Annotated in this window: 20 protein-coding genes and 2 pseudogenes; 6 read left to right on the top strand and 16 right to left on the bottom strand. The window is 73.9% G+C overall.

Annotation, left to right across the window (positions count from 1 at the left end):
* Nucleotides 1-153: 153 nt before the first annotated feature.
* Nucleotides 154-726: a TetR family transcriptional regulator gene (locus tag AB0G08_RS26180; RefSeq protein WP_357869772.1), complete on the bottom strand. Its 573-nt coding sequence runs from the start codon at nucleotides 724-726 to the stop codon at nucleotides 154-156.
* 222 nt (nucleotides 727-948) lie between these two features.
* Here AB0G08_RS26180 and AB0G08_RS26175 point away from each other — a divergent pair, with 222 nt between their 5' ends.
* Entirely contained in the window at nucleotides 949-2,265 is a 1,317-nt protein-coding gene (locus AB0G08_RS26175; protein ID WP_358092389.1) for a D-arabinono-1,4-lactone oxidase, read from the top strand.
* Nucleotides 2,266-2,384: 119 nt separating this feature from the next.
* On the opposite strand, the gene topA is transcribed toward AB0G08_RS26175, so the two are convergent.
* The 6 genes from topA to AB0G08_RS26145 form a co-directional block, all read right to left on the bottom strand.
* Entirely contained in the window at nucleotides 2,385-5,210 is a 2,826-nt protein-coding gene (gene topA / locus AB0G08_RS26170) for a type I DNA topoisomerase (RefSeq protein WP_358092387.1), read from the bottom strand.
* A 342-nt stretch (nucleotides 5,211-5,552) separates the two neighbouring features.
* The gene (locus AB0G08_RS26165) at nucleotides 5,553-6,122 is read right to left on the bottom strand and encodes a hypothetical protein (RefSeq protein WP_358092417.1); all 570 of its coding nucleotides are present in this window, start codon (nucleotides 6,120-6,122) and stop codon (nucleotides 5,553-5,555) included.
* Between the two features lie 131 nt (nucleotides 6,123-6,253).
* A complete protein-coding gene (locus tag AB0G08_RS26160; protein ID WP_358092385.1) occupies nucleotides 6,254-6,796 on the bottom strand; it encodes a hypothetical protein in 543 nt (180 codons plus the stop codon).
* Between the two features lie 112 nt (nucleotides 6,797-6,908).
* Nucleotides 6,909-9,263: a sodium-translocating pyrophosphatase gene (locus AB0G08_RS26155; RefSeq protein ID WP_358092383.1), complete on the bottom strand. Its 2,355-nt coding sequence runs from the start codon at nucleotides 9,261-9,263 to the stop codon at nucleotides 6,909-6,911.
* A gap of 343 nt (nucleotides 9,264-9,606) precedes the next feature.
* Entirely contained in the window at nucleotides 9,607-10,041 is a 435-nt protein-coding gene (locus AB0G08_RS26150) for an ATP-binding protein (protein WP_358092381.1), read from the bottom strand.
* Nucleotides 10,041-10,397, bottom strand: coding sequence for an STAS domain-containing protein (locus AB0G08_RS26145; protein ID WP_358092379.1), 357 nt, complete (start codon nucleotides 10,395-10,397; stop codon nucleotides 10,041-10,043). Before AB0G08_RS26145 ends, AB0G08_RS26150 begins: the two co-directional genes overlap by 1 nt.
* Before the next feature lie 298 nt (nucleotides 10,398-10,695).
* Here AB0G08_RS26145 and AB0G08_RS26140 point away from each other — a divergent pair.
* The 3 genes and pseudogenes from AB0G08_RS26140 to AB0G08_RS26130 form a co-directional block, all read left to right on the top strand.
* Nucleotides 10,696-13,035: pseudogene (locus tag AB0G08_RS26140) on the top strand (DEAD/DEAH box helicase); the annotation flags it as partial.
* A 477-nt stretch (nucleotides 13,036-13,512) separates the two neighbouring features.
* Entirely contained in the window at nucleotides 13,513-13,719 is a 207-nt protein-coding gene (locus AB0G08_RS26135; RefSeq protein ID WP_121397051.1) for a hypothetical protein, read from the top strand.
* Nucleotides 13,720-14,050: 331 nt separating this feature from the next.
* Nucleotides 14,051-14,629, top strand: a complete 579-nt coding sequence (locus AB0G08_RS26130; RefSeq protein ID WP_358092377.1) for a hypothetical protein — start codon at nucleotides 14,051-14,053, stop codon at nucleotides 14,627-14,629.
* Nucleotides 14,630-14,912: 283 nt separating this feature from the next.
* On the opposite strand, the gene AB0G08_RS26125 is transcribed toward AB0G08_RS26130, so the two are convergent.
* From AB0G08_RS26125 to ssd, 7 genes and pseudogenes are all read right to left on the bottom strand, one after another.
* Entirely contained in the window at nucleotides 14,913-15,266 is a 354-nt protein-coding gene (locus tag AB0G08_RS26125) for an Rv3654c family TadE-like protein (protein WP_358092415.1), read from the bottom strand.
* A 62-nt stretch (nucleotides 15,267-15,328) separates the two neighbouring features.
* The gene (locus tag AB0G08_RS26120; RefSeq protein ID WP_358092375.1) at nucleotides 15,329-15,772 is read right to left on the bottom strand and encodes a TadE family type IV pilus minor pilin; all 444 of its coding nucleotides are present in this window, start codon (nucleotides 15,770-15,772) and stop codon (nucleotides 15,329-15,331) included.
* Nucleotides 15,769-15,897, bottom strand: coding sequence for a DUF4244 domain-containing protein (locus tag AB0G08_RS26115; RefSeq protein ID WP_208418639.1), 129 nt, complete (start codon nucleotides 15,895-15,897; stop codon nucleotides 15,769-15,771). Before AB0G08_RS26115 ends, AB0G08_RS26120 begins: the two co-directional genes overlap by 4 nt.
* A gap of 64 nt (nucleotides 15,898-15,961) precedes the next feature.
* Nucleotides 15,962-16,750, bottom strand: coding sequence for a type II secretion system F family protein (locus tag AB0G08_RS26110; RefSeq protein WP_358092373.1), 789 nt, complete (start codon nucleotides 16,748-16,750; stop codon nucleotides 15,962-15,964).
* A pseudogene (locus tag AB0G08_RS26105) lies at nucleotides 16,750-17,415 on the bottom strand (hypothetical protein); the annotation flags it as partial. The gene AB0G08_RS26110 and the pseudogene AB0G08_RS26105, both read right to left, overlap by 1 nt.
* 608 nt (nucleotides 17,416-18,023) lie before the next feature.
* Nucleotides 18,024-19,235 carry a TadA family conjugal transfer-associated ATPase gene (locus tag AB0G08_RS26100; RefSeq protein ID WP_358092371.1) on the bottom strand — a complete coding sequence of 404 codons (1,212 nt, stop codon included), beginning with the start codon at nucleotides 19,233-19,235 and terminating at the stop codon, nucleotides 18,024-18,026.
* The gene (ssd, locus tag AB0G08_RS26095; RefSeq protein WP_358092369.1) at nucleotides 19,232-20,335 is read right to left on the bottom strand and encodes a septum site-determining protein Ssd; all 1,104 of its coding nucleotides are present in this window, start codon (nucleotides 20,333-20,335) and stop codon (nucleotides 19,232-19,234) included. Before ssd ends, AB0G08_RS26100 begins: the two co-directional genes overlap by 4 nt.
* 236 nt (nucleotides 20,336-20,571) lie before the next feature.
* Between ssd and AB0G08_RS26090 the strand changes: the two genes are divergently transcribed.
* Nucleotides 20,572-20,952: a VOC family protein gene (locus AB0G08_RS26090; RefSeq protein WP_358092367.1), complete on the top strand. Its 381-nt coding sequence runs from the start codon at nucleotides 20,572-20,574 to the stop codon at nucleotides 20,950-20,952.
* A 344-nt stretch (nucleotides 20,953-21,296) separates the two neighbouring features.
* Here the strand turns inward: AB0G08_RS26090 and AB0G08_RS26085 are convergent, their stop codons facing one another.
* Both AB0G08_RS26085 and AB0G08_RS26080 read right to left on the bottom strand, forming a co-directional pair.
* Nucleotides 21,297-21,665, bottom strand: a complete 369-nt coding sequence (locus AB0G08_RS26085) for a hypothetical protein (RefSeq protein ID WP_358092365.1) — start codon at nucleotides 21,663-21,665, stop codon at nucleotides 21,297-21,299.
* A 193-nt stretch (nucleotides 21,666-21,858) separates the two neighbouring features.
* Nucleotides 21,859-22,290 carry a hypothetical protein gene (locus AB0G08_RS26080; protein ID WP_358092363.1) on the bottom strand — a complete coding sequence of 144 codons (432 nt, stop codon included), beginning with the start codon at nucleotides 22,288-22,290 and terminating at the stop codon, nucleotides 21,859-21,861.
* Nucleotides 22,291-22,462: 172 nt separating this feature from the next.
* Here AB0G08_RS26080 and AB0G08_RS26075 point away from each other — a divergent pair, with 172 nt between their 5' ends.
* Nucleotides 22,463-22,927, top strand: coding sequence for a DUF4259 domain-containing protein (locus AB0G08_RS26075; protein ID WP_358092361.1), 465 nt, complete (start codon nucleotides 22,463-22,465; stop codon nucleotides 22,925-22,927).
* Nucleotides 22,928-23,019: the final 92 nt, after the last annotated feature.

Here is a 23,019-nt window from a genome sequence, read left to right as displayed (position 1 = left end):
GCCCGCACCGCGGGCCGCCACCCCGTTCCGCCGCCCGGCGGCCCCCCCGGGCCAACCGCGTCCGGGCCGCCACCACCTTGTTCCGCCGCCCGGCGCTCCCCGGGCCGTTCGCGTCCGGGGCGCCGCCGGAGCCGGCTGCCGACGCGGCCGGGGTCAGCCGGGCTGGTTGGCGTCGGCCGGGGCGTCGACCTGGCGGTGCAGGTACTCCCGGATCAGTGCCTTCGCCTCGACCAGCACCCGGTCGTCGCCCTCGGGCTGCCGGCGGAACGCCAACTTGATCAGCGCGTCGGCCGCCTCCACCGCGATCTCCAGGTGGAACCGGAGGTCGGGGACGTCCAGCCCGAAGCGCTCGGCGAGCACGCGGGCCAACTGGTCCGCGATCACCCCGTTGTTGTCCCGCTGCTCGTCGAGCAGGTGCAGGTCGACCACGTCGCCGAAGTGCAGGGTACGGAAGCCCGGAACGGTGCGGTGCATCGTGATGTACTCGTCGATCCCCGCGTCGACCCCGTCCCACCAGTGGGTCAGGTCGTCGGAGGCGAAACGCTCGTCGAGCCGCTGGAGGTAGGACTCCATCGTGCGCAGGGTCAGCGCCTGCACGATCGCCCGCTTGTCCGGGAAGAACTGGTAGACCGAACCGATCGCCACCTCGGCACGCTCGGCGAGGAGGGTCGTGGTCAGTCCCTCGTACCCCACCTCGTCGACGAGTTCGGCGCAGGCGTCCAGCATCCGCTGGACCCGCGCGACACTTCGACCCTGCACCGGTACGCGGCGCAGCGGCCCGGCTGTGGCGGCTGGTGTGGACACTCGCCACCCCCCTTCGACGGATGAACATATCTGCACGTCACGGGTTCGTGACTACCGGTACAACGAGCAAACCTCGATTGCGGTATTTACCTGCTACAACGTTCCTGATATGAAGTCAGTTCACATTCATGTCGAGGAGTGCGCATGGCCGGTACCGCACCGCCCACCCTGGCAGCCTGGTCCAACTGGGCCGGCAACCAACGCGCCACCGCCACCGCCATCCTGCGACCCACCTCCCTCGCCGACGTCACCGAGGCCGTCCGCGCCGCCGCGACGACCGGGGACCGGATCAGGGTGGTGGGCAGCGGCCACTCCTTCACCGGCGTCGCGGTCACCGACGGACGGCGGATGGAACTGACCGACCTGCACACGGGGGTACGCGTCGACGTCGATCGCCGACTGGTCACCGTACCGGCCGGAACCACCCTGCGCGCGCTCAACGAACTGCTCGCCGCGCACGGCCTGGCACTGCCCAACCTGGGCGACATCGACGCGCAGACGATCGCCGGGGCGATCTCCACCGGCACCCACGGCACCGGCGCCGGATACGGCTGCCTGTCGACGTTCGTCGAGGCGCTCACCCTCGTCACCGGCGCCGGCGAGGTGCTGCGCTGCTCCGCCGACGAGCACCCCGACGTCTTCGCCGCCGCCCGGGTGTCGCTGGGCGCGCTGGGGGTGCTCGTCGAGGTGACCCTGCGCTGCGTGGACGCCTTCGTGCTCCTCGCCCACGAGCGGCCTGCGCCGCTGGAAGCCGTGCTCGGCCGGCTGCCCTCGCTGGTCGGGGAGCACGACCACGCCGAGTTCTACTGGTTCCCGTACACCGACCGGGTGCAGGTCAAGACGAACGACCGGGTGCCCGCCGACGACCGGCCGCTGCCCCGGTGGCGCGGCTGGCTGGACGACGAGTTCCTGTCCAACACCGTCTTCGCCGGGGCCTGCCGGCTCGGCCGCGCCGTGCCGACGCTCGCCCCGGGGATCAGCGCCGTCTCCGCCCGCGCGCTCACCGAGCGCCGCTACACCGGCCGCTCCGACCAGGTCTTCTGCACCCCGCGCCGGGTCCGCTTCGTGGAGATGGAGTACGCGCTGCCACGCGACGCCCTCCGCGAGGCGCTCGACGCGCTGCGGCGGATCGTCGACGGGCTGCCGTTCAAGGTGCTCTTCCCGGTCGAGGTGCGCTTCACCGCCGCCGACGACATCTGGCTCTCCCACGGGTACGGGCGCGAGTCGGCGTACGTGGCGGTCCACCAGTACGTCGGCATGCCGTACGAGCCGTACTTCCGGGCCTTCGAGCAGGTCGCGGCGGGCCTCGGCGGCCGGCCCCACTGGGGCAAGCTGCACTGGCGCGACGCGGGGTCACTCGCGGCGGCCTACCCCCGCTGGGCGGACTTCCAGGCGCTGCGCGCCCGCCTGGACCCGCACCACCTCTTCACCAACCCCCACCTGACCCGAATCCTCGGCTGACGCCCCCGTCCGGCTCCGCCGGTCCGGCCCCGCCGGATCTTGGTACGAACCGGCCCCTGTGGGGGCGCGCTCGTACCAAGATCTCTTGCGGCAGCAGTTGCCGGCGAGCGACGGGTCGCTCAGTCGGTGCTGGTGGTGGCCTTCTTCGGGGCGGCCTTCTTCGCCGGGGTCTTCCTGGCGGTGGTGGCCTTGGCCGTCGTGGTCTTCTTCGCGGCCGTCGACTTGGTCGCCGCGGCCGTCTTCTTCGCCGCCGTGGCCTTCTTGGCGGGCGCCTTCTTCGCGGCGGTCTTCTTCGGCGCCGGCCCCTTCGCCCGCTTCTCGGCGAGCATCTCGGAGGCCTCCTCAATGCTCAACGCCTCCGGGGTCTGGCCGCGCCGCAGCGACGCGTTCGTCTCGCCGTCGGTCACGTACGGGCCGAAGCGGCCGTCCTTGATGACCAGCGGCTTCTCGGTCAGCGGGTCGACGCCCATCTCCCGCAGGGGCGGCGCGGCGGCCCGGCGCTGGCGGGCCTTCGGAGCGGCCAGCAGGGCCAGCGCCTCGTCCAGCGTGACGGTGAACATCTTCTCTTCAGAGTCCAGCGAGCGGAACTCGTCGCCGCGCTTGACGTACGGGCCGTAGCGGCCGTTGTTCGCGAGGACCTCGGCGCCGTCCGGGGCCAGGCCGATCAGCCGGGGCAGGCTGAGCAGCTTCAGCGCCTCGTCGAAGGTCAGCGAGTCCGGCGACTGCGAGCGCAGCAGCGACGACTTGCGCTCGCCGCTGGACACGTACGGGCCGAAGCGGCCCGACTTGAGCAGGATCGGCTCGCCGGTGGCCGGGTCGTCGCCGAGCTTGCGCTCGCCCCCGCCGCCGAGGAACAGCTCGTGCACCTTCTCGGGGGTCAGCTCGTCCGGCGCCAGCCCCTCGGGGATCGGCGCCCGGTCGCCCTGGCCGCCGCCCTCCTCGCCCTCGGCGGCCGGCGCCTGCTGCTCGCCCGGCACCGCCCGCTGGAGGTACGGCCCGTAGCGGCCCACCCGCACGACGACCTCGCGGCCCTCGTCGTCGGTGAACAGCGGGATGGAGTTGACGCTGCGCGCGTCGATCTCGTTGATGTTCTCGGTGACCAGCTTCTTCAGCCCGCCCGAGCGGGCGATGTCCTGGTCGCCGGCGCCGTTGGCGCCGCCGAAGTAGAACGCGGTGAGGAAGTCGACGGCGGCGTGGTCACCGCCGGCGATCTCGTCCAGCTCGTTCTCCATGCTGGCGGTGAAGTCGTAGTCGATCAGGCGCGGGTAGTGCCGCTCCAGCAGGCCGATCACCGCGAACGCCAGGAAGGTCGGGATCATCGCCTGGCCGCGCTTGATCACGTACCCGCGGTCCTGGATCGTCTGCATGATCGACGCGTACGTCGACGGGCGGCCGATGCCCAGCTCTTCGAGGGCCTTGACCAGCGACGCCTCGGTGTAGCGCGACGGCGGCTGGGTGTGGTGGCCCTGCGCGGCGAGCTCGTCGGCGGTGAGCGGCTGGTCCTTGACCAGGTTGGGCAGGCGACGCTCGGCGTCCTCGGCCTCGGCGTTCTCGTCGTCGCTGGACTCGACGTACGCCCGCAGGAAGCCCGGGTCGGTGATGGTCTTGCCGGTGGCGCCGAAGTCGGCCTCCTCCTGGGCGGAGGAGACGGCGCGGATGCGCACCGAGACGCTGGAGCCGACGGCGTCGGTCATCTGCGAGGCGATGGTGCGCCGCCAGATCAGCTCGTAGAGCTTGAACTCCTCGGCGGAGAGCTCCCTGGCCACGTCGCCCGGGGTGCGGAAGTTGTCCCCCGCCGGGCGGATCGCCTCGTGCGCCTCCTGCGCGTTCTTCACCTTGCCGGTGTAGCGGCGCGGCTCCGGCGGCACGCTGCGCTCGCCGTACAGCTCGACGATCTGCCGGCGGGCCGCCGCGATGGCGGTCTCCGACAGGTTCACCGAGTCGGTACGCATGTAGGTGATGTAGCCGTTCTCGTAGAGCCGCTGCGCGGTGCGCATCGTCTGCTGCGACGAGAACCTCAGCTTGCGGGCCGCCTCCTGCTGGAGCGTGGAGGTGATGAACGGCGCGTACGGGCGGCGGCGGTAGGGCTTCTCCTCCACCCGGGTGACGGTGAACGGACGCCCCTCCAGGCGGGCCGCGAGGCCCCGGGCGCCGCCGGAGTCGAGGTGCACCACGCCGGCGCCGGGCTTCACCCGCCCGGTGGTCGGCTCGAAGTCCTTGCCGGTGGCGATCCGGTCGCCGTTCAGCGCGACGAGGGTGGCGTTGAAGTTGCGCGGCCCCTCGCCGGCGTCGACCACGGCCAGCGTGGCCAGGATGTCCCAGTATTCCGCCGTGCGGAAGGCCATCCGCTGCCGCTCGCGCTCCACCACGATCCGGGTCGCCACGGACTGCACCCGGCCCGCCGAGAGCTTCGGCATGACCTTCTTCCACAGCACGGGCGAGACCTCGTAGCCGTAGAGGCGGTCGAGGATGCGCCGGGCCTCCTGGGCGTCGACCAGGTCCCGGTCGATCTCGCGGGGGTTGGCAACCGCGGCCTGGATGGCCGGCTTGGTGATCTCGTGGAAGACCATCCGCTTGACCGGCACCTTGGGCTTGAGCGTCTCCACCAGGTGCCAGGCGATCGCCTCGCCCTCGCGGTCCTCATCCGTCGCCAGGAAGATCTCGTCGACCTCCTTGGCCAGCTTCACCAGCTTGCTGATCTGCTGCTTGCGGTCGGCGGAGACCACGTAGAGGGCGTGGAAGCCGTTGTCGACGTCCACCCCGAGCCGGGCCCACGGCTCGCCCTTGTACTTGGCCGGCACGTCGGCGGCGTTGCGCGGGAGGTCCCGGACGTGGCCGAAGCTGGCCTCCACGACGTACCCCGGGCCGAGATAGCCCGAGATCGTCTTGGCCTTCGCCGGTGACTCGACGATGACCAGACGGGTGGTTCCAGCTTTGCTCGGCACGTCTCTCCCCGACCTCACTCCTGCTCGTAGCCACCGGCGCCCGGTTCGGCCCACTTCCGCCCGCCGACCCCCGGCGGTCCGGATGTCCAACGTAACGCGCCGCCCACGTTTCGGGTTTCGCGGGCGGCAAACCGTCCCGGCGGGGCGGCCTCTTTCTCCGCCGGCGGCGGGGCGTGCCGGACGGCGCCACCGTACACCGTGCGTGTGCCGCCAGGCGGGACACTGTGACGATGGCGGACCCTCGGCCGAGGCGCCACCCGGCCGTTTTCTGCGAAATTGCGCACTTGCTGTCCCGCATCGGACAGGCGCGACCGGCGCCGACGAGGCGGCGTCGACGGTCGGTCAGGAGCGGGCCGGCCAGTCCGCGGCGGGAGCGGCGGGCGGCGGGTCGCCGACCAGCTCGGCCAGGCGGGCGAGCCGCCGGCGGCCGGTGATCCGGTACGCCGGCCCGCCCTCGCCCGGCCCGAGCAGCGCCCCGGAGAGGCCCACCGCGTCGAGCGCCCCGCCGATGGGCTCCCAGCACTCCTCGTCGGCGGGGCCGAGCCGGAGCAGGAAGCCGGACGGCTCGGCGGCTCCCGCCGCGGCGAGCCAGAGCCGCAGCCGCCGGCCGTTGAGGTGCAGACCGGCGGGCGGTCGCTTGCCGGTGCCGCGCAGCCAGGCCATCGCGAGCGGCTTCAGCGTGCGGGCGTACGAGGTGCGCACCGCGTGCCCCCCGTCGGCGGTCGCCTCCCAGGTGGCCGCCACCCCGCGCAGCGCCAGCTCGGCGACGAGCACGTGCACCCGCCAGGCGGCGTCGACCACGACCGAGAGCCGGGCCGTGCCGCCCATCCGGACCACCTCCCCCGGGCCGGCCAGCAGCCCGGCGAGATCGGCGACGGACGGGTCCGCCGCCTCCGCGCCGAAGAAGGTCAGCTGCCGGGCGGATTCGTCGGCGTCGGCCGGCGGGGGCGGGGCGGGGCGGCGGGCGACCGGCGCGACCCGGTCCGCGGGCGCCGGGAAGAGCACGGGCAGCGCCTCGCTGCCCGAGGGGTCACCGGTCCCGCTCAGCGACACTCCGGCACCTCGTCGAAGGCGCGTCTCAACTCCTCGGAGTTGAGTCGGCTGGTGTCGAGCGCGCTGGCGTCGTACTCCTTGTTCAGGGTGTCCACGGCGGCCCGGACGCCGTCGTAGAAGGCGGTGGGCTGGCCGGTGCCCAGCCCGTCGATGGTGTCGCGGGCCCTGCCGTACGCGTCGCGCACCTTCGCCAGCGAGGCGCGGAAGCCCGCGGAGACCTCCGCGCCGTGCTCGGTCTCCGGGATGCCGGCCTCCTCGACCTTGCGTCGGGCGGTCTCGCTGGCCTGCTCCGCGCCGCCGAAGAGCCGCACCAGGTTCTCCTTCGCCTGCGCCGGGGTGGTCTGGGCGGTCATCTGCTGGTCGGTGCTGCTGGTCAGCTTGCTGATCTCGGCCCGCCACGGGGTGAGCGCGGAGCAGACCGACGCCGCCCACGCCTGCGGGCTGGGGCCGCCGCCGCAACCGGCCAGCACGAGTACGAGCGTGGCCAGGACCACCGTGAGCTTTCCGGCGGCTGTCGCCCGGCACGTGCGCATGCGTTGCAGCGTACGGCCTCTGTCGAGTCCGGGCACCGGACAGCTTTGCCGGCTGGTACGGCGGTCCCCGGCCGGCCGCGCGGGCCGACCGGGGACCGGGACAGCGGACGGATCAGGCGTTGACCGTCTCCGGCCGCTGGTCCGGGCTGCCCGCGCCCGTGCCGGAGTCGGAGTCGGACATCGCCACGCCCTTGCGCTTGCTGAACACCACCGCCGCGACGATGATCAGCGTCGCCACCACGGCGATCCCCACCCGCAGGGCGGTGTTCCGCTCGTCGCCCACGCTCCAGGCCACCACGGCCGGCGCGATCAGCAGCGAGACCAGGTTCATCACCTTGATCAGCGGGTTGATCGCCGGGCCGGCGGTGTCCTTGAACGGGTCGCCGACGGTGTCGCCGATGACCGTGGCGGCGTGCGACTCGGAGCCCTTGCCGCCGTACGCGCCGTCCTCGACGAGCTTCTTGGCGTTGTCCCAGGCGCCGCCGGAGTTCGACAGGAAGACCGCCATCAGCGTGCCGGCGCCGATCGCACCGGCCAGGTACGCCGCCAGCGCGCCCGGCCCGAGGCCGAAGCCCACCGCGATCGGGGCGAGGATGGCGAGCAGGCCGGGGGTGATCAGCTCGCGCTGCGCGTCCCGGGTGCAGATGTCGACGACCTTGCCGTACTCGGGGCGCTGGGTGCCGTCCATGATGCCGGGCAGCTCGCGGAACTGCCGGCGTACCTCCATCACGACCGCGCCCGCCGAGCGGGAGACCGCGTTGATGGCCAGCCCGGAGAAGAGGAACACCACCGCCGCGCCGATGATCAGACCGACCAGGTTGCGCGGGTTCGCCACGTTCAGCGAGTTGAGGATCTCGGCACCGACGTCGCCCACCCCGGCGTCGGCGTACGCGGTGCGCAGCGTGTCGGTGTACGAGCCGAACAGCGCCGTCGCGGCGAGCACCGCCGTGGCGATCGCGATGCCCTTGGTGATCGCCTTGGTGGTGTTGCCGACCGCGTCCAGCTCGGTCAGCGTCCGGGCGCCGTGCTCGTCGATGTCGCCGGACATCTCCGCCACGCCCTGGGCGTTGTCGGAGATCGGGCCGAAGGTGTCCATCGCGACGATCACGCCGACCGTGGTGAGCAGGCCGGTACCGGCCAGCGCCACGGCGAACAGCGAGAGCGTGATGGAGCTGCCGCCGAGCAGGAACGCGCCGAACACGCCGGCGCCGATCAGCAGCGCCGAGTAGACCGCCGACTCCAGGCCGACGCTGATGCCGGCCAGGATGACGGTGGCGGCGCCGGTCTGCGAGCTCTTGCCGATGTCCTGCACCGGGCGCCGGTTGGTCTCGGTGAAGTAGCCGGTCAGCGCCTGGATCGCCGCCGCCAGCACGATGCCGATGACGACCGCGCCGATGGCGACCGTCCGCGGGTTCTGGCTGACGTCGGTCAGCCCGCCGTCCAGCTCGGCGAAGGTGGCCGGCAGGTACGCGTAGGTGGCGATCGCCACCAGCACCGCGGAGAGCACCGCCGAGATGTAGAACGCCCGGTTGATCGCGGTCAGGCCGTTGCGGTCGGAGGCGCGCAGCCGGGTGATGAAGACGCCGACGATCGCGATGAGCACACCGATGGTCGAGACGATCAGCGGGAAGACCAGGCCCTGCTCGCCGAAGGCGGCGCGGCCCAGGATCAGCGCGGCGACCAGGGTGACCGCGTACGACTCGAAGAGGTCGGCGGCCATGCCGGCGCAGTCACCGACGTTGTCGCCCACGTTGTCGGCGATGGTGGCGGCGTTGCGCGGGTCGTCCTCGGGGATGCCCTGCTCGACCTTGCCGACCAGGTCGGCCCCGACGTCGGCGGCCTTGGTGAAGATGCCGCCGCCGACCCGCATGAACATGGCGAGCAGCGCGGCGCCGAAGCCGAAGCCCTCCAGCACGGTCGGCGCGTCGGCGCGGTAGAAAAGCACGACCAGCGCGGCGCCGAAGAGGCCGAGGCCGACGGTGAGGAAGCCGACCACGCCGCCCGTACGGAAGGCGATCTTCATCGCGGCCTCCCGGCCGCCCTCGCGCTCCCGGGCGGCGGCGGCGACCCGCAGGTTCGCCCGGGTGGCCAGCCACATGCCGGCGCCGCCGATGAACGCGCTGAACAGCGCGCCGACGACGAAGAAGACGGACCGGCCGATCTTCACCGCCATCTCGCTGCCGTCGGTGCCGTGCACCGGCAGCAGGAAGAGCAGCACCACGGCGACGACCACGAAGATCGCCAGGGTCCGGAACTGCCGGAGCAGGTAGGCCGAGGCGCCCTCCTGGACCGCGCCGGAGATCTCCTGCATTTTGTTGGTGCCCTTGCCGGCGGCCAGCACGGCCTTCGTCAACGCGCCCGCGAAGGCGAGCGCCACCAACGCGATGACCGCGGCGATGACGACGTACGTGACGTTGTTCCCGGTGAGGGAGATCCCGCCGCCCTCGGCGGCCAAGGTGTCGGACATCTGTGTCCTCCTGTACCGAACGCTCGCGCCGGCCGGTGGAGACGCACCGACCCGGCGCCTGGATGCGGAGTCGCAAGCGCGCGCCACCCCACCCCGCGCGGACCAGCGATGAACAACCGTTCCCGCTGGCTGCGGGATGGATCACTTGCTGACAACCCGCGTACTGTAGCCCTCCACAGTGTTGGAGGTCACACCGAGGGGGCACCGCACGCCGATGATCTTCGTCGCTGTGTTATGAGGAAAAATCTGATATAGGAGTCCATCCATGGCAGAGAGGCCGCGCCCCAGCGGGACGCGGCCTCACGGCGCAGGAAGCCCTCAGCGAGGGCGTCGGGAGATCAACTCAACGGCCGACGGGCCAGACCATCCGCACCTCGGTGCCGACGCCCTCGTCGACCGGGCGGACCTGGAGGTCCTCGACGAAGCCGGCCAGCAGCGCGAAGCCGACGCCGGTGGTCAGGTCGTCCTCGTCGAGCGACTCGTTGGCGAGCTGGTCGGCGTCCAGCGCGGCCAGGCCGAGGCCGGCCTCGATCGGCGCGCGGTCGACGACCCGCACCGCGTACGCCCCCGTGTCGGACATCTCGACGAGCACGGGCTCGGGCACGCCGTACTGGCGGTGCAGGGCTACCGCGCGGGTGCACGCCTCGCCGATCGCCAGCCGCACCTCGTCGAGCAACTCCTCGCGGACCCCCGCCCGCCGGGCGACCGCCACCCCGACCAGGCGCGCGGTGCGCACGTGCACCGGGGCCGGCGAGAAGGAGAGCTTGACCGTGGCCATCAGACGCCAGCGCCGGCCGGGTCGGCGCCGATCGCCGCGTCCACCGTGGGATGCAGCGGGAAGACCTGGTCGAGGGCGGTGATCCGGAAGATCTTGAGCAGCGGCTCCTTGTCGCAGACCAGCGCGAACGAACCGCCGGCCGCGCGCAGCCGCTTGAGCGCGCCGACCAGCACGCCCAGCCCCGTGGAGTCGAGGAAGTCCACCCGGCCCAGGTCGACCACGACGTGGCGGGCCCCGCCGTCGATCAGCTCGAGGAGCCGTTCCCGCAGCCGGGGCGCGGTGTAGACGTCCACCTCACCGCCGACCTCGAGCACCGTGTGCTCGCCCACGGTGCGGGTCGCCAGCGACAGCTCCATCGGTCCTCCCTCGCAAGAGCCGTAAACTCTCCTGGGCATCTAACCATCCCCGCCGGATACCGGCTCTGCTCACCGGCGGAGGCCTCCCCTTACCCCGGCCCCCCGCTTTTCATCTCCGAACACCAGTGCGAGAGTGCAGGACGTGACCTCCGACGACTTCAGCTCGGCGCGTCGGTCGCCGCGCGACGACCTGAAGCCGTCGTCCGACAACTCCGGCCCGGCGCACTCGACGCCGCGCGACGACCTGAAGCCGTCGTCCGACAACTCCGGCCCGGCGCACCCGACGCCGCGCGACGACCTGAAGCCGTCGTCCGACGCCACCGTATCCGTGGGGGCCGGGCCCGGGCGAGCGCCGGCCGACCTGCTGGGCCGGCTGCGCGCCCGCACCGGCACCGACCCGGTCACCCACGTCGAGCGGGTGCCGGCACGGGCCGGCGAGCCCGTCCCGTGGCCGGACTGGGCACCGGAGGACCTGCGCGCGGCGTTCGCCCGGCGCGGCGTGGTCGCGCCCTGGCGGCACCAGGCGGAGGCGGCCACCCTGGCGTACGACGGTCGGCACGTGGTGGTGGCCACCGGCACCGCGTCCGGCAAGTCCCTCGCCTACCAGCTCCCCGCGCTGGCCACCCTGCTCGCCGACCCCCGGGCCACCGTGCTCTACCTGGCGCCCACGAAGGCGCTCGCCGCCGACCAGTTGCGCGCCGTCGCCGCGCTGGAACTGGAGGGGGTACGCCCCGCCTGCTACGACGGGGACACCCCGCGCGCCGAGCGGGAGTGGATCCGGCGGCACTCCCGGTTCGTGCTGACCAACCCGGACATGCTGCACCACGGCATCCTGCCCGGGCACGCCCAGTGGTCGGGCTTCCTGCGCCGGCTCACGTACGTGGTGATCGACGAGTGCCACACCTACCGGGGGGTCTTCGGCTCGCACGTCGCGCACGTGCTGCGCCGGCTGCGGCGGCAGTGCGCCCGGTTCCGGAGCACGCCCGTCTTCGTGCTGGCCTCGGCCACCTCCGGCGACCCGGCGACGGCGGCTGGGCGGCTCACCGGGCTGCCCGTCGACGCGGTCACCGAGGACACCTCGCCGCGCGGCGGGGTGACGTTCGCGCTCTGGGAGCCGCCGCTGCTGCCGCCGGACTCGGCTGCGGACCAGCAGGCGGACCTCACCCAGGTCCGCCGCTCGGCCCTGCGGGAGACCGCCGACCTGCTCGCCGACACGGTCGCCGAGGGGGTACGCACGCTCGCCTTCGTGCGCTCCCGGCGCGGCGCCGAGGTGGTCGCGGCGAACGCCCGCCGGTCCCTCGACGAGGCGGTGCCCGGGCTCGGCGACCGGGTGGCCGCCTACCGGGCCGGCTACCTGCGCGAGGAGCGACGCGAACTGGAACGCGCGCTGCTGCACGGCGACCTGCTCGGGCTGGCCTCGACCAACGCGCTGGAGCTGGGCGTCGACCTGGTCGGCCTCGACGCGGTGCTGATCTGCGGCTACCCGGGCACCCGGGCCTCGCTGTGGCAGCAGGCCGGCCGGGCGGGGCGCTCCGGGCAGGAGGCGCTCGCCGTGCTGGTCGCCCGGGACGACCCGCTCGACACCTATCTCGTGCACCACCCCGAGGCGGTCTTCGGGCGGCCGGTGGAGGCGACCGTGCTCGACCCGGCCAACCCGTACGTGCTGGCCCCACAGCTCGCCTGCGCGGCGGCCGAGGCACCGCTGACCCCCGACGACCTGGCACTCTTCGGCGACGGGGCGAAGGAGGCGGTGGACCAACTGGTCGCGGCCGGGACGCTGCGGCAGCGGCCGACCGGCTGGTACTGGCGGCACCGGGAGCGGCCCGAGGTGGACCTGCGCGGCGAGGGCGGCGCGCCGGTCTGCGTGGTCGAGGCGGCGACCGGGCGGCTGCTCGGCACCGTCGACGGCGGCTCGTCGCACTTCCTGCTCCACCCCGGCGCGGTCTACCTGCACCAGGGCGTCTCGTACGTGGTCGACTCGCTCGACCTGGCCGACGGGTGCGCGCTGGTGCACCCCGAGGAGCCGGACTGGTCCACCCACGCCCGCGACGTCACCTCGCTGTCGGTGGTGTCGGTCCGCTCGTACGTGGACGCCGGCCCCGTCGGGCTCTTCCTCGGCGAGGTCGACGTGACCAGCCAGGTGGTGTCGTACCAGCGGCGGCGGATCGCCACCGGCGAGGTCATCGACACCCGCCCGCTGGACCTGCCGGCCCGGGAGCTGCGTACGGTCGCGGTCTGGTTCACCCTGTCGCCGCAGTCCCTGACGGCCGCCGGTGTGGAGCCCGCCGACGTGCCGGGCGCGCTGCACGCCGCCGAGCACGCCGCGATCGGCCTGCTGCCGCTCACCGCCACCTGCGACCGCTGGGACATCGGCGGGCTCTCCACGGCGGTGCACCCGGACACCGAGGCCCCGACGGTCTTCGTCTACGACGGGCACCCGGGCGGGGCGGGCTTCGCCGAGCGCGCGTACGGGACGGCGGCGGCCTGGCTGCGGGCCACCCGGGACGCGATCGCGGAGTGCGGCTGCGAGGCCGGCTGCCCGTCCTGCGTGCAGTCCCCGAAGTGCGGCAACGGCAACAACCCGCTCTCCAAGCCGGACGCGGTCCGGGTGCTGGACGTGGTGCTCGCCAACCTGCCCGACGGCGTACCAGCGCCCCGCCCCGCCGGCGACCCGCTCGACGGCCCGGCCGGCGTCCCGACCGACAGCCCGGCTGGCGTGCCGACCGACGGCCCGGCCGGCGTCCCGACCGACGGCCAGTCCGCCGTTCCCGCCGGGGGCGCTTCTGGCGGCGAGGTTGCGGGCGGAGCCGCGATCCCGGGTCGTCGCGCGGTTCGTGGCGCCGTCCCACCGGGCGACCCTCCGGTCCCGGGTGGACGCCTCGCTCCGGACGACGTCGCCCCCGGCGACCCCGCTCCGGACGACGTCACCCCCGGCGACCCCGGGGGGTCGGGCGGCGCCCCGTCCCGGCTGGCGGAGACCGGCTCGGGTGACGCTCGCGTCCCGGGTGGTGGAAACCAGGCATAGAACCCCTTCTCTCGGGGCAAGTGACGGCTTGGGAGCGCTTCCATCGGTGCTCGCGGATACCTAGCCGTCCTTCCCGCCGAAGGAGGAGTCGTGGCCGACACCATCGCCGAGACCGTCGACCTGCTCTACACGATCGACCAGGAGAAACTCACCCCCGACCAGCAGATCGCCCTGGGCACCGCGCTCGCCAGCCTGGCGCAGGCCGAACGCCTGGAGCAGATCAACGAGCGGCTGCGCAGCATCCACCAGGTCCTCAACGCGTGGGCGCTCAAGGCGACCGTCGACGGGGGCCGGTGAACCCGTTCCGCGCGGGGACAGCAGGGCCGCGACGGGTCGCCGGATCGCGGCAGGTCGCCGGATCGCGGCAGGCCGCCGGATCGCGGCAGGCCGTCGGATCGCGACAGGCCGCCGGGCCACGGCGGTTCCGGCGTCGGGGCGGGGTAACGATGCCGGGGCGGGGTAACACTGTCGGGGCGGGGTAACGGCGTCGGAGCGTTCCACCGGGTCGGCCCGAACGGGCGGGTCCTGGTGGGCCGGGCCGCGTGGCCTGCGGAAAGGCCGCGTGACCTGTCGGCGGCGGAGCGGTCGGAGCTGTGCGACACTCCGGCGACCCCTCGAAGGAGAACTTATGCAACTCGACAACCTGCAGGCCCAGCAGCAGTTCCACATCCGGCAGCGGCTCCGGATGATGGTCAACCAGTACGAGGTCCGCGCCGTCGCACCGGACGGCTCCGAAGGCGGGCTGCTGGGGTTCGCCCAGCAGAAGCGGCTCGCCTTCAAGGAGCAGGTGACGATCTACACCGACGACTCGAAGCAGCAGCCCCTGCTCGGATTCAAGGCCCGCCAGCGCCTCGACATCGGCGCCACGTACGACGTGACCGACCACGCCGGCAACCCGATCGGCCTGTTCCGCAAGGACTTCGCCCAGTCCCTGCTGCGGTCCACCTGGCACGTCGAGCAGGCCGGCCTGCCGCAGATCACCGGCCAGGAGCGCAGCATGCCGGTGGCGCTGCTGCGCCGGTTCGTCGACTCGCTGTCCTGGCTGCCCTACCACTTCGACTTCGTCGCCGGCGGTCAGCCGGTCTTCTCCGTCATCAAGCAGTGGGGCCTGCGCGACCGGTACGTCGTCCAGATCCAGCACCCGCAGGTCGACCGCCGCCTCGTGATCGCGATGGCCGTCGCCCTCGACGCCCTCCAGGGACGCTGACCCGCCCGGGTCGGGGTGTCGACTCCCGTCGCCCCGGCCCGGTCGCGCCCGGCGCGGCGTGGTCGCGCCCGGCGCGGCGCGGTCGCTTCCGACGCGGCGCGGTCGCTTCCGACGCGAACACGCCCGGAGTGATCGGCGCGGCGCGCGGTAGCGTCCGACGTGGTCAGCGCGTCCGGCGTGGTCAGCGCGGCGCCACGAACCGGAGGGGCTTCGCCGGGTCCGGTGGAGCGGCCGACGAGCCCGCGATGGCGTCGGGCCGCCGCCGGGACGGTGCGCCGGTCGCTCAGCCGCGGACCGGGCCGGCGCGGGCACTGGCCGTCGCCACCCTCGCCAGGCCGGGCAGCGGGGTGACGGCAACCTCGGCGGTCACCAGGACGTCGAGGCCGTCGAGCCGACAGGCGAGCAGCCGTCCGCCGTTGGCCACGGTGATCTCGGCAGCCCGACCGCAGGCCGCCGGCTCACCCGAAAGGGCCTCGCCGGCACCGGCCAGCGCGCCGAAGTCCGCCGCCACCCGGGCCTGCTGCCGGGCCGTCCGGGCCGCGCCGACGGCGGCACCGAACAACCCGACCATGACGAACGCCAGCCCCACGGCGAGCAGGCAGACGGTGGCCCCACCACGCTCCCCCGTGTGTCCCACCGCGCTCGCGTGCACTTCCACCGTGCCGCCGCCCCGCCGGTCGGCACCTCCGCTCCGCCCCGTCACGGTCCTGCCACCCCGGACGCCGCACCGGCTCCGTCATCCTCCGCGGGCTCGGTGGCCGGGGGCGCGGGCTCCGCGATCCCGGGCCCCACGACGCCGGGCTCCACGGCCGCGACCGCCGCCGCGGTCACGGAGATCCGGGGCAGCCGGGAGCCGAGCGCGCGTACGGGCGCCCGGACGGTGGCGACGACCCGCTGGCCGTCGACGGTGACGGTCACCTCCGCTCCCGGCGGGGCCGCACGGCTGGCAGCGGCCACCCCGTCGGCGCCCCGGGAGGCGGCCAGCGCCGCCTCCCGGGCCGCGTGCAGGCAGCCCGCCCTCGTGCCGACGGCGTTGACCGCCGACAACCCGGCGAGCAGGAGCAGCAGGAGCGCCGGCAGGCCGGCCGCCAGTTCGGCGGTGAAGGAACCCCGGTCACGGCCGGCCGACCGGCGCCGGTTCACTTGAGTGCCCGGTCGATGACGGCGGTCAACGCGGACTGCACGTTGCCCGAGGTCAGCACCTTCAGCAGGATCCCGGCGAAGGCGACCGCCGCCAGGGTGCCGACGGCGTACTCGGCGGTGTTCATTCCGGCGTCGCCGCGCAGGCGGGCGAGCAGTTTGCGCACGTCCTTGTCCTTTCCTCGTGGGTGGTCAGAGCACGTCGCCCAGGACGGCGACGATCACCGGCACGAGGCCGGCGAGAATGAAGGCCGGCAGGAAGCAGAGCCCCAGCGGCAGGACGATCAGCACGCCAGCTCGGCGGGCGGCCGCCTCCGCGGTCGTGGACCGGTCGGCACGCAGGTCGTCGGCGAGTCGGGTCAGCGCGCCGGCCAGCGCGGCTCCGCTGTTCGCGCTGCGCAGCACGGCGGCGATCAGCCGCTCGGCTCCCGGCACCGCCGCGAGCGGTGCCCACGCCTCCTCGGGTCCGCCGCCGAGCCGCAGCAAGCGGCCGACCTGGGCGAGCCGGTCGGCGAGCGGCCCGTCCAGCGCTCCCGCCACGGCCAGGATGGACCTGTCCACGGGTGCTCCCGCCCGCATCGCCGCCGCCAGGAGGTCGGCGGCGAGCGGAAGATCGGCCGCCTCCCGCAACCGCCGGTTCCGCACGGCCGGGGGCTCGATCCGACGGAGCAGCCGGTCGAGCAGCAGCGTCGTCGGCAGGGCCGCCACCACCCCGGGCCAGCCGCCGACGACGACGGCCACGGCCACGCCGCCCAGGCCCGCGGCGACGCGGATCGCGTCCGGCCGCCGACGACGACGGACGTCGTCGGTCGTGTCGTCACCGGAACCGCACCGTCGACGGGGCGAGGCAGCCGGGTGCACGCCGACCGGCGCCCTGCGCAGCGCGCGCAGCCGGCGCAGAGGCCGTCGGCCCGCCACGAACGTCGCGGCGACCAGGGCCGCCGCAACCGCGAAGCCCACGGCCAGCGCCACCCGGGGCATCAGCTCACCCGTCCGGGCGTCGCGCCGAGCCGCTCGGCCCAGAAGAGCCCCGCGACCTGGAGCGCGATGGCGACGACCGCACACGCACCGCCGACGGGGGTGTTCAGCAGCACCGCCACCGGGTCGACACCGATGCCGTAGCCGAGCCCGATACCGCCGAGCGGCAGGGCGGCGAGCAGCAGGGCGGTGGCCCGTGCCCCGGCCGCCTGGGCCTCCGCCGCGGCCAGCCCACGGTCGGCCGAGCGGGCGTCCGCCTCGATCCGCTCCAGCAACTCCGCCAGCGGCGCGCCCGTCTGGTCGGCGAGGCGTACGGCCGCGCGGGCCAGTCGGTCCAGACGCCCCGCCCCGCTCCGCTCGTCGCGCCCTGCCGCATCGCCGCCCGGAGAGCCACCATCGGTACCCGTCGGATCAAGGGTGAGCCGCTCGGCGGCGACCGGTATCGGCAGGCCGGCCCGGAGGTCGGCGGCCAGCCCGCAGAGCTGGTCCAGCCGGCGCCGCCGGGCCCGGACGGCGTACTGGCCGTACCTGCGCCGCAGCAGCGCGCGGGCGGCCAACGTGCCGTAGGCGCCGACGGCCACCGCCGCCACCGGACCGGCCAGCAGCAGGCCGGCTCCGGTGCCGGCCGACGCGGCGAGCAGCAGGGTGCGCCGGGGGGACGCCGTCAGCGCGTCCGACCGGAGCCAACTCGGTCGCCGGCCCTCGCCGGGCGGACCGGTCACCGCCTCGGGCGGACGTGAACGGGCGGCCGTCGGGGCGGGCGTTCCGCCGGGTCGTCGGGCGTCCCGCCGCGCAGGTGGCCGGACCCGACCGGGGTCTCCGCCACCGGGCCGGGCCGGCCCCGCCGGTCGCGTCGCGCCACGGTCGCCTCCCGCCGGCCAGGGCCAGGGCGACCGGTCGGCCGCGTCCCGCGACGCCCACCGCGACCCGCCCGTCAACTCGCGCCCAATACCGGGGGCGCCGCCGGCCGGGGTGTCCGGGCCTGTCGGCGACTGCCGGAGGCCAACCCGGGGTTCGTCGCGCGGGTCGCGGCGGCCGACGGAATGCGGGGGAGCAACGCCCCCGCCGATGCGTCCCGCCGTGGCTTCCGCATCCTCACCGGGTGTCCGGCGCAGCTCGGTGATCCAGTCGACGAGCGGGTCCTCGGCGCCGGTGCGCGCCGTCGCGCCCACGCCAGCCACCAGCACGCCCCGCCGACGCCGACCACCACGCACCGCCCCAGCTATCAGCACCGCCGTCGCCAGGACCGAGAGCACCACCAGCGCGTACGGGGCGGTCACCTCGGTCCCGCCGATCCAGGCCACGGCTCGGTCAGGACCGGTGGCACCGCTACGGCCCGCTCCCGCAGCAGCGTGGCGAGCGCCGGTGCGGCGACGCCCGGCCCGCGTCCGCGTACCCAGGCGGGGACCGCCGTGACCAGCCGGTCCGGGCCTTCCGGCAGCAGCAGGCAGACCGATTCCAGCACCCGCCCCTCGGCGCTCCGGCGCACCTGGAGCAGCACCTGCAGCGCGGCGGCCACCTGGGCGTGCAGCGCGGGCCGGGGCAGCCCGCCGAGCATCCCGAGGGCCTCCAGCCGCGCCGGCACGTCCGACGGGGCGTTGGCGTGCAGGGTGCCGGCGCCTCCGTCGTGGCCGGTGTTCAGGGCGGCGAGCAGGTCGACCACCTCCCCGCCCCGGCACTCGCCGACCACCAGCCGGTCGGGCCGCATCCGCAGCGCCTGCCGCACCAGGTCGGTCAGGCCGACCGCGCCGGAGCCCTCCACGTTGGCCGTCCTCGCCTGCAACCCGACGACGTGCGGATGCCGGGGATGCAGCTCGGCCGCGTCCTCCACCAGCACGATCCGTTCGGTGGCCGGGACCAGTCCGAGCAGCGTGTTCAGCAGCGTCGTCTTGCCCGAGCCGGTGCCGCCGGTCACCAGGTACGCCAGCCGGGCCGCCACCACGGCGGAGAGCACCGGCGCCACCGGTCGGGGAACCGTCCCCTGGCTCACCAACTCGTCGAGGGTGAAGGGCCGCTGCCGGAAGGTCCGCAGGGACAGGTAGGGCCCGTCGGTCGCCACGGGCGGCAGCACCGCGTGCAGCCGGGTGCCGTCGGGAAGCCGGGCGTCCGCGTACGGGGAGCCGTCGTCGAGCCGCCGGCCGGCGCTGGCGGTGAGCCGCTGGGCGAGCCGGCGTACGTCGTCCACCGTGCCGAGCGGCACCGCGACCTGGTGCAGGCCCCGCCCTCGGTCCACCCACACCCGGACGCCGTTGACCAGCACGTCGGTGACCTCCGGGTCGGCCAGCAGCGGGGCGAGCGGACCGGCTCCCACCAGGTCGTCGTGCACCTGGTCGGCCATCCGCAGCACGGCGGTGTCGCCGAGGACGGCGGCGGTGGGCTCCGCCCGTACCGCGGACACGATCGCCGCGGGGGTGACCGGGGCCGCCGCGGCCGCGATGCGCTGTCGCACCCGGGCGGCGAGAGTCTCGCCCTCGGACGGCCCGGTCATGCCGCACCCGCCGCCGGCGCGCCGGTCAGCTCGGCCACGATCCGCTGGCAGAGCGCCGCCAGCGGCCCCCGGCCGTGCGCGGCCGGTGCCTCGCCCCGCTCCAGCCCACGGGCCAGCGCCGGTTCCGGGCGCAGCGTGCCGGCCAGCGGCAGCCCGAGCGCCCGGGCCACCTCCGCCGCTCCGAGCCGGCCCGGTGCCGGGCCGCGCACGATCACCGCCATCGCGGCGCAGTGCGGGGCGGCGGCCGCCACCACCCGCGCCGCCGCGGCGGTGGCCCGCAGCTCGGCCGGGACCACCACGTAGACCTGATCCGCCGCCTGCAACGCGGTCACGGCCGCGTCGTCCAACTGCCGGGGCAGGTCCACCACCACGAAGTCCCGGCCTCGCCGGGCGGCGTCGACGGTCGCCGCCATCGCCTCAGCGGGAAGGGCGAGCAGGTCACCCCGGTCCCAGGAGAGCACCACCAGATCGCCCCGGCTCGGCAGGGCCCGCACCAGCGCCGGCGCGTCGACCCGACCGTCGGCGCCGGTCAGCGCCGGCCAGCGCAGCCCTTCCAACTGCTCCCAGCCGAGCACCAGGTCGAGCCCGCCGCCGAGCGGGTCGGCGTCGACGAGCAGGGTGCGCAGCCGGGCCCGGGCGGCGCTGACGGCGAGCCCGCCCGCCAGGATGCTCGCTCCGGCCCCGCCCCGGCCGCCCAGGACGGCGACGATCCGGGCGCCGCCCCGCTCGGCGCCCTCCGGCCCGCACTCGGCGAACCGGTCGACCAGCCAGGGCTCGGCGGCCGGCAGCGTCGCCACGTGCTCCGCGCCGATCAGCTCGGCGACCTGCCAGCCGGGATCGAGCTCCCCGGAGCGGCCGACCAGCACCATCCGTGGCCGCTGCGGCAACCGCGCCCGCAGGCAGGGCTGCGCCTGGTCGGCGCCGACCAGCACCAGCGGGGCGGGCAACCAGCGGGTACGGGCCGCAGCGGGGTCGGCGGCGACCTCCACCTCGACCCCGCCTGCCGCGGCGAGCCGGAGCAGGTCGTCGAGCAGATCGCCGTCCGAGGTGACGAGCAGCGGCAGGGGCCGGTGCGGCGGGACGGAGGTACGGGGTGGCATCGCGGCCTCCAGCGGTGGACTCGGGGTTGCTGACCCGAGACCCTGCTCCGGCACCACGCCGTTCGCCGCCCTGTCCCCACAGCCTGTGGACAACCGCGTGCCCTGTGGACAACCCCCGCCGAGCGAATCGATCTGCTATGGACGTCGCCGGACCGCACGGGTGCTGAGCTGCGGCAACACCCCGCCCGACCGCGACGGGGCTCCGGCGGGCTCTACGAATCGATAGCCTGCGCTGTATGCACCGCAGTCGCGTGTACGCCGTCCTGATCGACGCCCCTCGTGCGGAGGCCGCCCGGGCGGTGGCCTTCTGGTCGGGAGCCCTGGGCGCCCCACCCGAGTCCGACCCGTCGTATCCGCAGTTCATCGGCCTGCACGACGCCCTGCCCGGGCTGGTCATCGCCGTGCAGGAGGTCGACGACGAGCCCCGCTTCCACCTCGACTTCGAGACCGACGACGTCGAGGCCGAGACCGCTCGCCTGGTCGCCCTCGGCGCCACGCAGGTCGCGCAGTGGCAGGAGTGCCACGTGCTGCGCGTACCCGGCGGTCATCTGGTCTGCGTCCTGCCGGTGGAAAGCCCGCAGGAGGTCTTCGACGCCGAGGCCAAGACCTGGCCGTGACACCTTTGCCGGCAGGCGGAGTGCAACCGGGCGTGCCAGCCGGATCAGTCGGCCGCCGCAGCCGACGAGCGACCGGAAGGGCGGGCATCGCAGTCGCGGCGCTCCACCGCGCGAAAGGACGGCCCTCCCCGGGAGGCGCATCGAGTGCGCACCGGCCACGAGGCGTCAACCAGGCTTAATCGTTATACGTCCGTCCCGGGGGACTCCACCGCCGGGCCCAAAACGTCATTTGCGCAACGAGGTCAGCCCGGCGTACAGGTCGACTCGTCCGTCGCCCACCAGGTTAGCCGCCTCGTGCGGTGGCTGACCTGCTGTCCTTTCGGCGCCACCGGTCGCCGTTGCGGCTAGCAGGCGGACTTCTGGACGAAGGTCTCGCGTTCCCCGGTGTCCGGGTCGTCGGCCCATTGCCACAGGCTGACGTCCCCCCGCCAGCTGCGATCAGCGTTGAACTCAAGGCTTGTTGTGGGTTCCTTCATCCGCAGGAACAGCCGACCGTTCGCCGCCAGGTCGCCCGGGCGCAGCAGGCCGCTGCCGGAAATCGTGTCCCTGGATCCGTCCTCGTTGTGACCGAACATGACCTCAGACGCCGTGAAGGCGCGATCTGGCGCGATCTCGATGACCCCGCCCTGGCGGGACTGGAAGACCCCGCACAGGGCGTGTATGCGGACCGGCCACAGCGCTTGCCAGGCAAGGGCACAGGGCAACAGCGCCACCAGGAGACCTGCGGACACGAGCACGGTTTTTCCCCTACCCATGCACTCGTCTCCTGCCGATGTCCGTTGTCAGCTTGGCCAGATGCTGTCCCCCAACGGCACACTAACGGCACGCCGGCTCGCCTTCACCGCCTCGGTCCGGAGCCGGGGCACTCGTGGGATGGGCGCGTCCTCCAGACTGGCAGCTTGGGAATCAGCTTGATCCGAAGGTTGGGCTTAGGGTGCCCCACCACTCGTCGTCGATCGAGAGGTCGCCGGACTCCAACTCTCGCTCGAATCTGAACGCACCTACGGGTGCCGGCCCCCCGCTCATCACCTCGATGATCTGCGCGGGCAGCCGCACCTGATGGCCGCGGACGTAGTGCCCAAGCCCTTCGGGCCAGATGAAATGACGCCCGTCAGTCAGCTCCGCCGACCCGTTCCCAACGCCGCAGAGGCGGCACAGTGAAAGCCCCGCCGCCGCGACCCACACGGTTCCGAACGACAGGTAACGCGCTACCCGCTCGCTCTCGTCAGGGTCCAGGCCCTCGTCGACGAACTGGTTGACGTCCGGCCAACCCGGCTCGTCCGGACCCCACCAGTAGCCAATCAGACGGAGCGTCCTGCCACGAGCGGTCTCGGCCATCCCCTAGGTTCACATTCGCTCTACGGCCGGTCCTGACCGGGGCTTCACAATACGAGCGTTTACTTCACCGGCAGCCGGCGTCCGGTCTCAGGACCTGCGTGACAGATCGCTATCAGGGCGTGCGGACCGGGCTCCATGCTGTACGGATCTTGTGGCGCTCATGATTTGGACAGTGGCTGTCCTTGGCCGAGAGGGTGACGTGGGCACGTTCGGAACTGGGCCATTCAGCAGCGACGGCGCCTTGGATTTCCTCGAAGGACTCGCCGAACGGCCGCCAGAGCAGCACCTCGACGCGCTCCGGCACATGTTCACCTACGTCCTAGCCAACCGCGACCTCCTCTGGCGGGAGTTTTTTCCTGACGAGGTCGTCGCTGCGGCAGCAGTCGTAGCCGCGACGCTTCCCGGCGGAGAGCAGGTACAACACCGCTTGACGAAACTAGCGGAGCAGGCGGATGAGACAGACATCGCGCTGCTTCCCGCATCGGCGTCGGACCTCGCCGCCCCTGCACTGGAGGCGTTGCTCTTGGTCGCCGCTCCTAGCGGGCCGTGGCATCAGGGGTGGACCACCGAAGCGGACCGACTCGAGGCAGAACGGACCATCGACGACCTCGTGGCCATCCTTCGGGCGGCGATCTAGGGCCTGTGTCGAAATCGCTCACAGCCACTCGTTGATGGCGGCGGCGAGGTGGATGGTGGCGTCGTGCCTAAGGGGCGTCTCGTAACTGGGTA

Source organism: Micromonospora sp. NPDC023644 (genome assembly GCF_040640115.1).
In the GTDB taxonomy this organism is placed as follows: domain Bacteria; phylum Actinomycetota; class Actinomycetes; order Mycobacteriales; family Micromonosporaceae; genus Micromonospora.
Note: the sequence above shows the minus strand (reverse complement) of the source record. Positions and strands in the feature narration are given on the sequence as shown.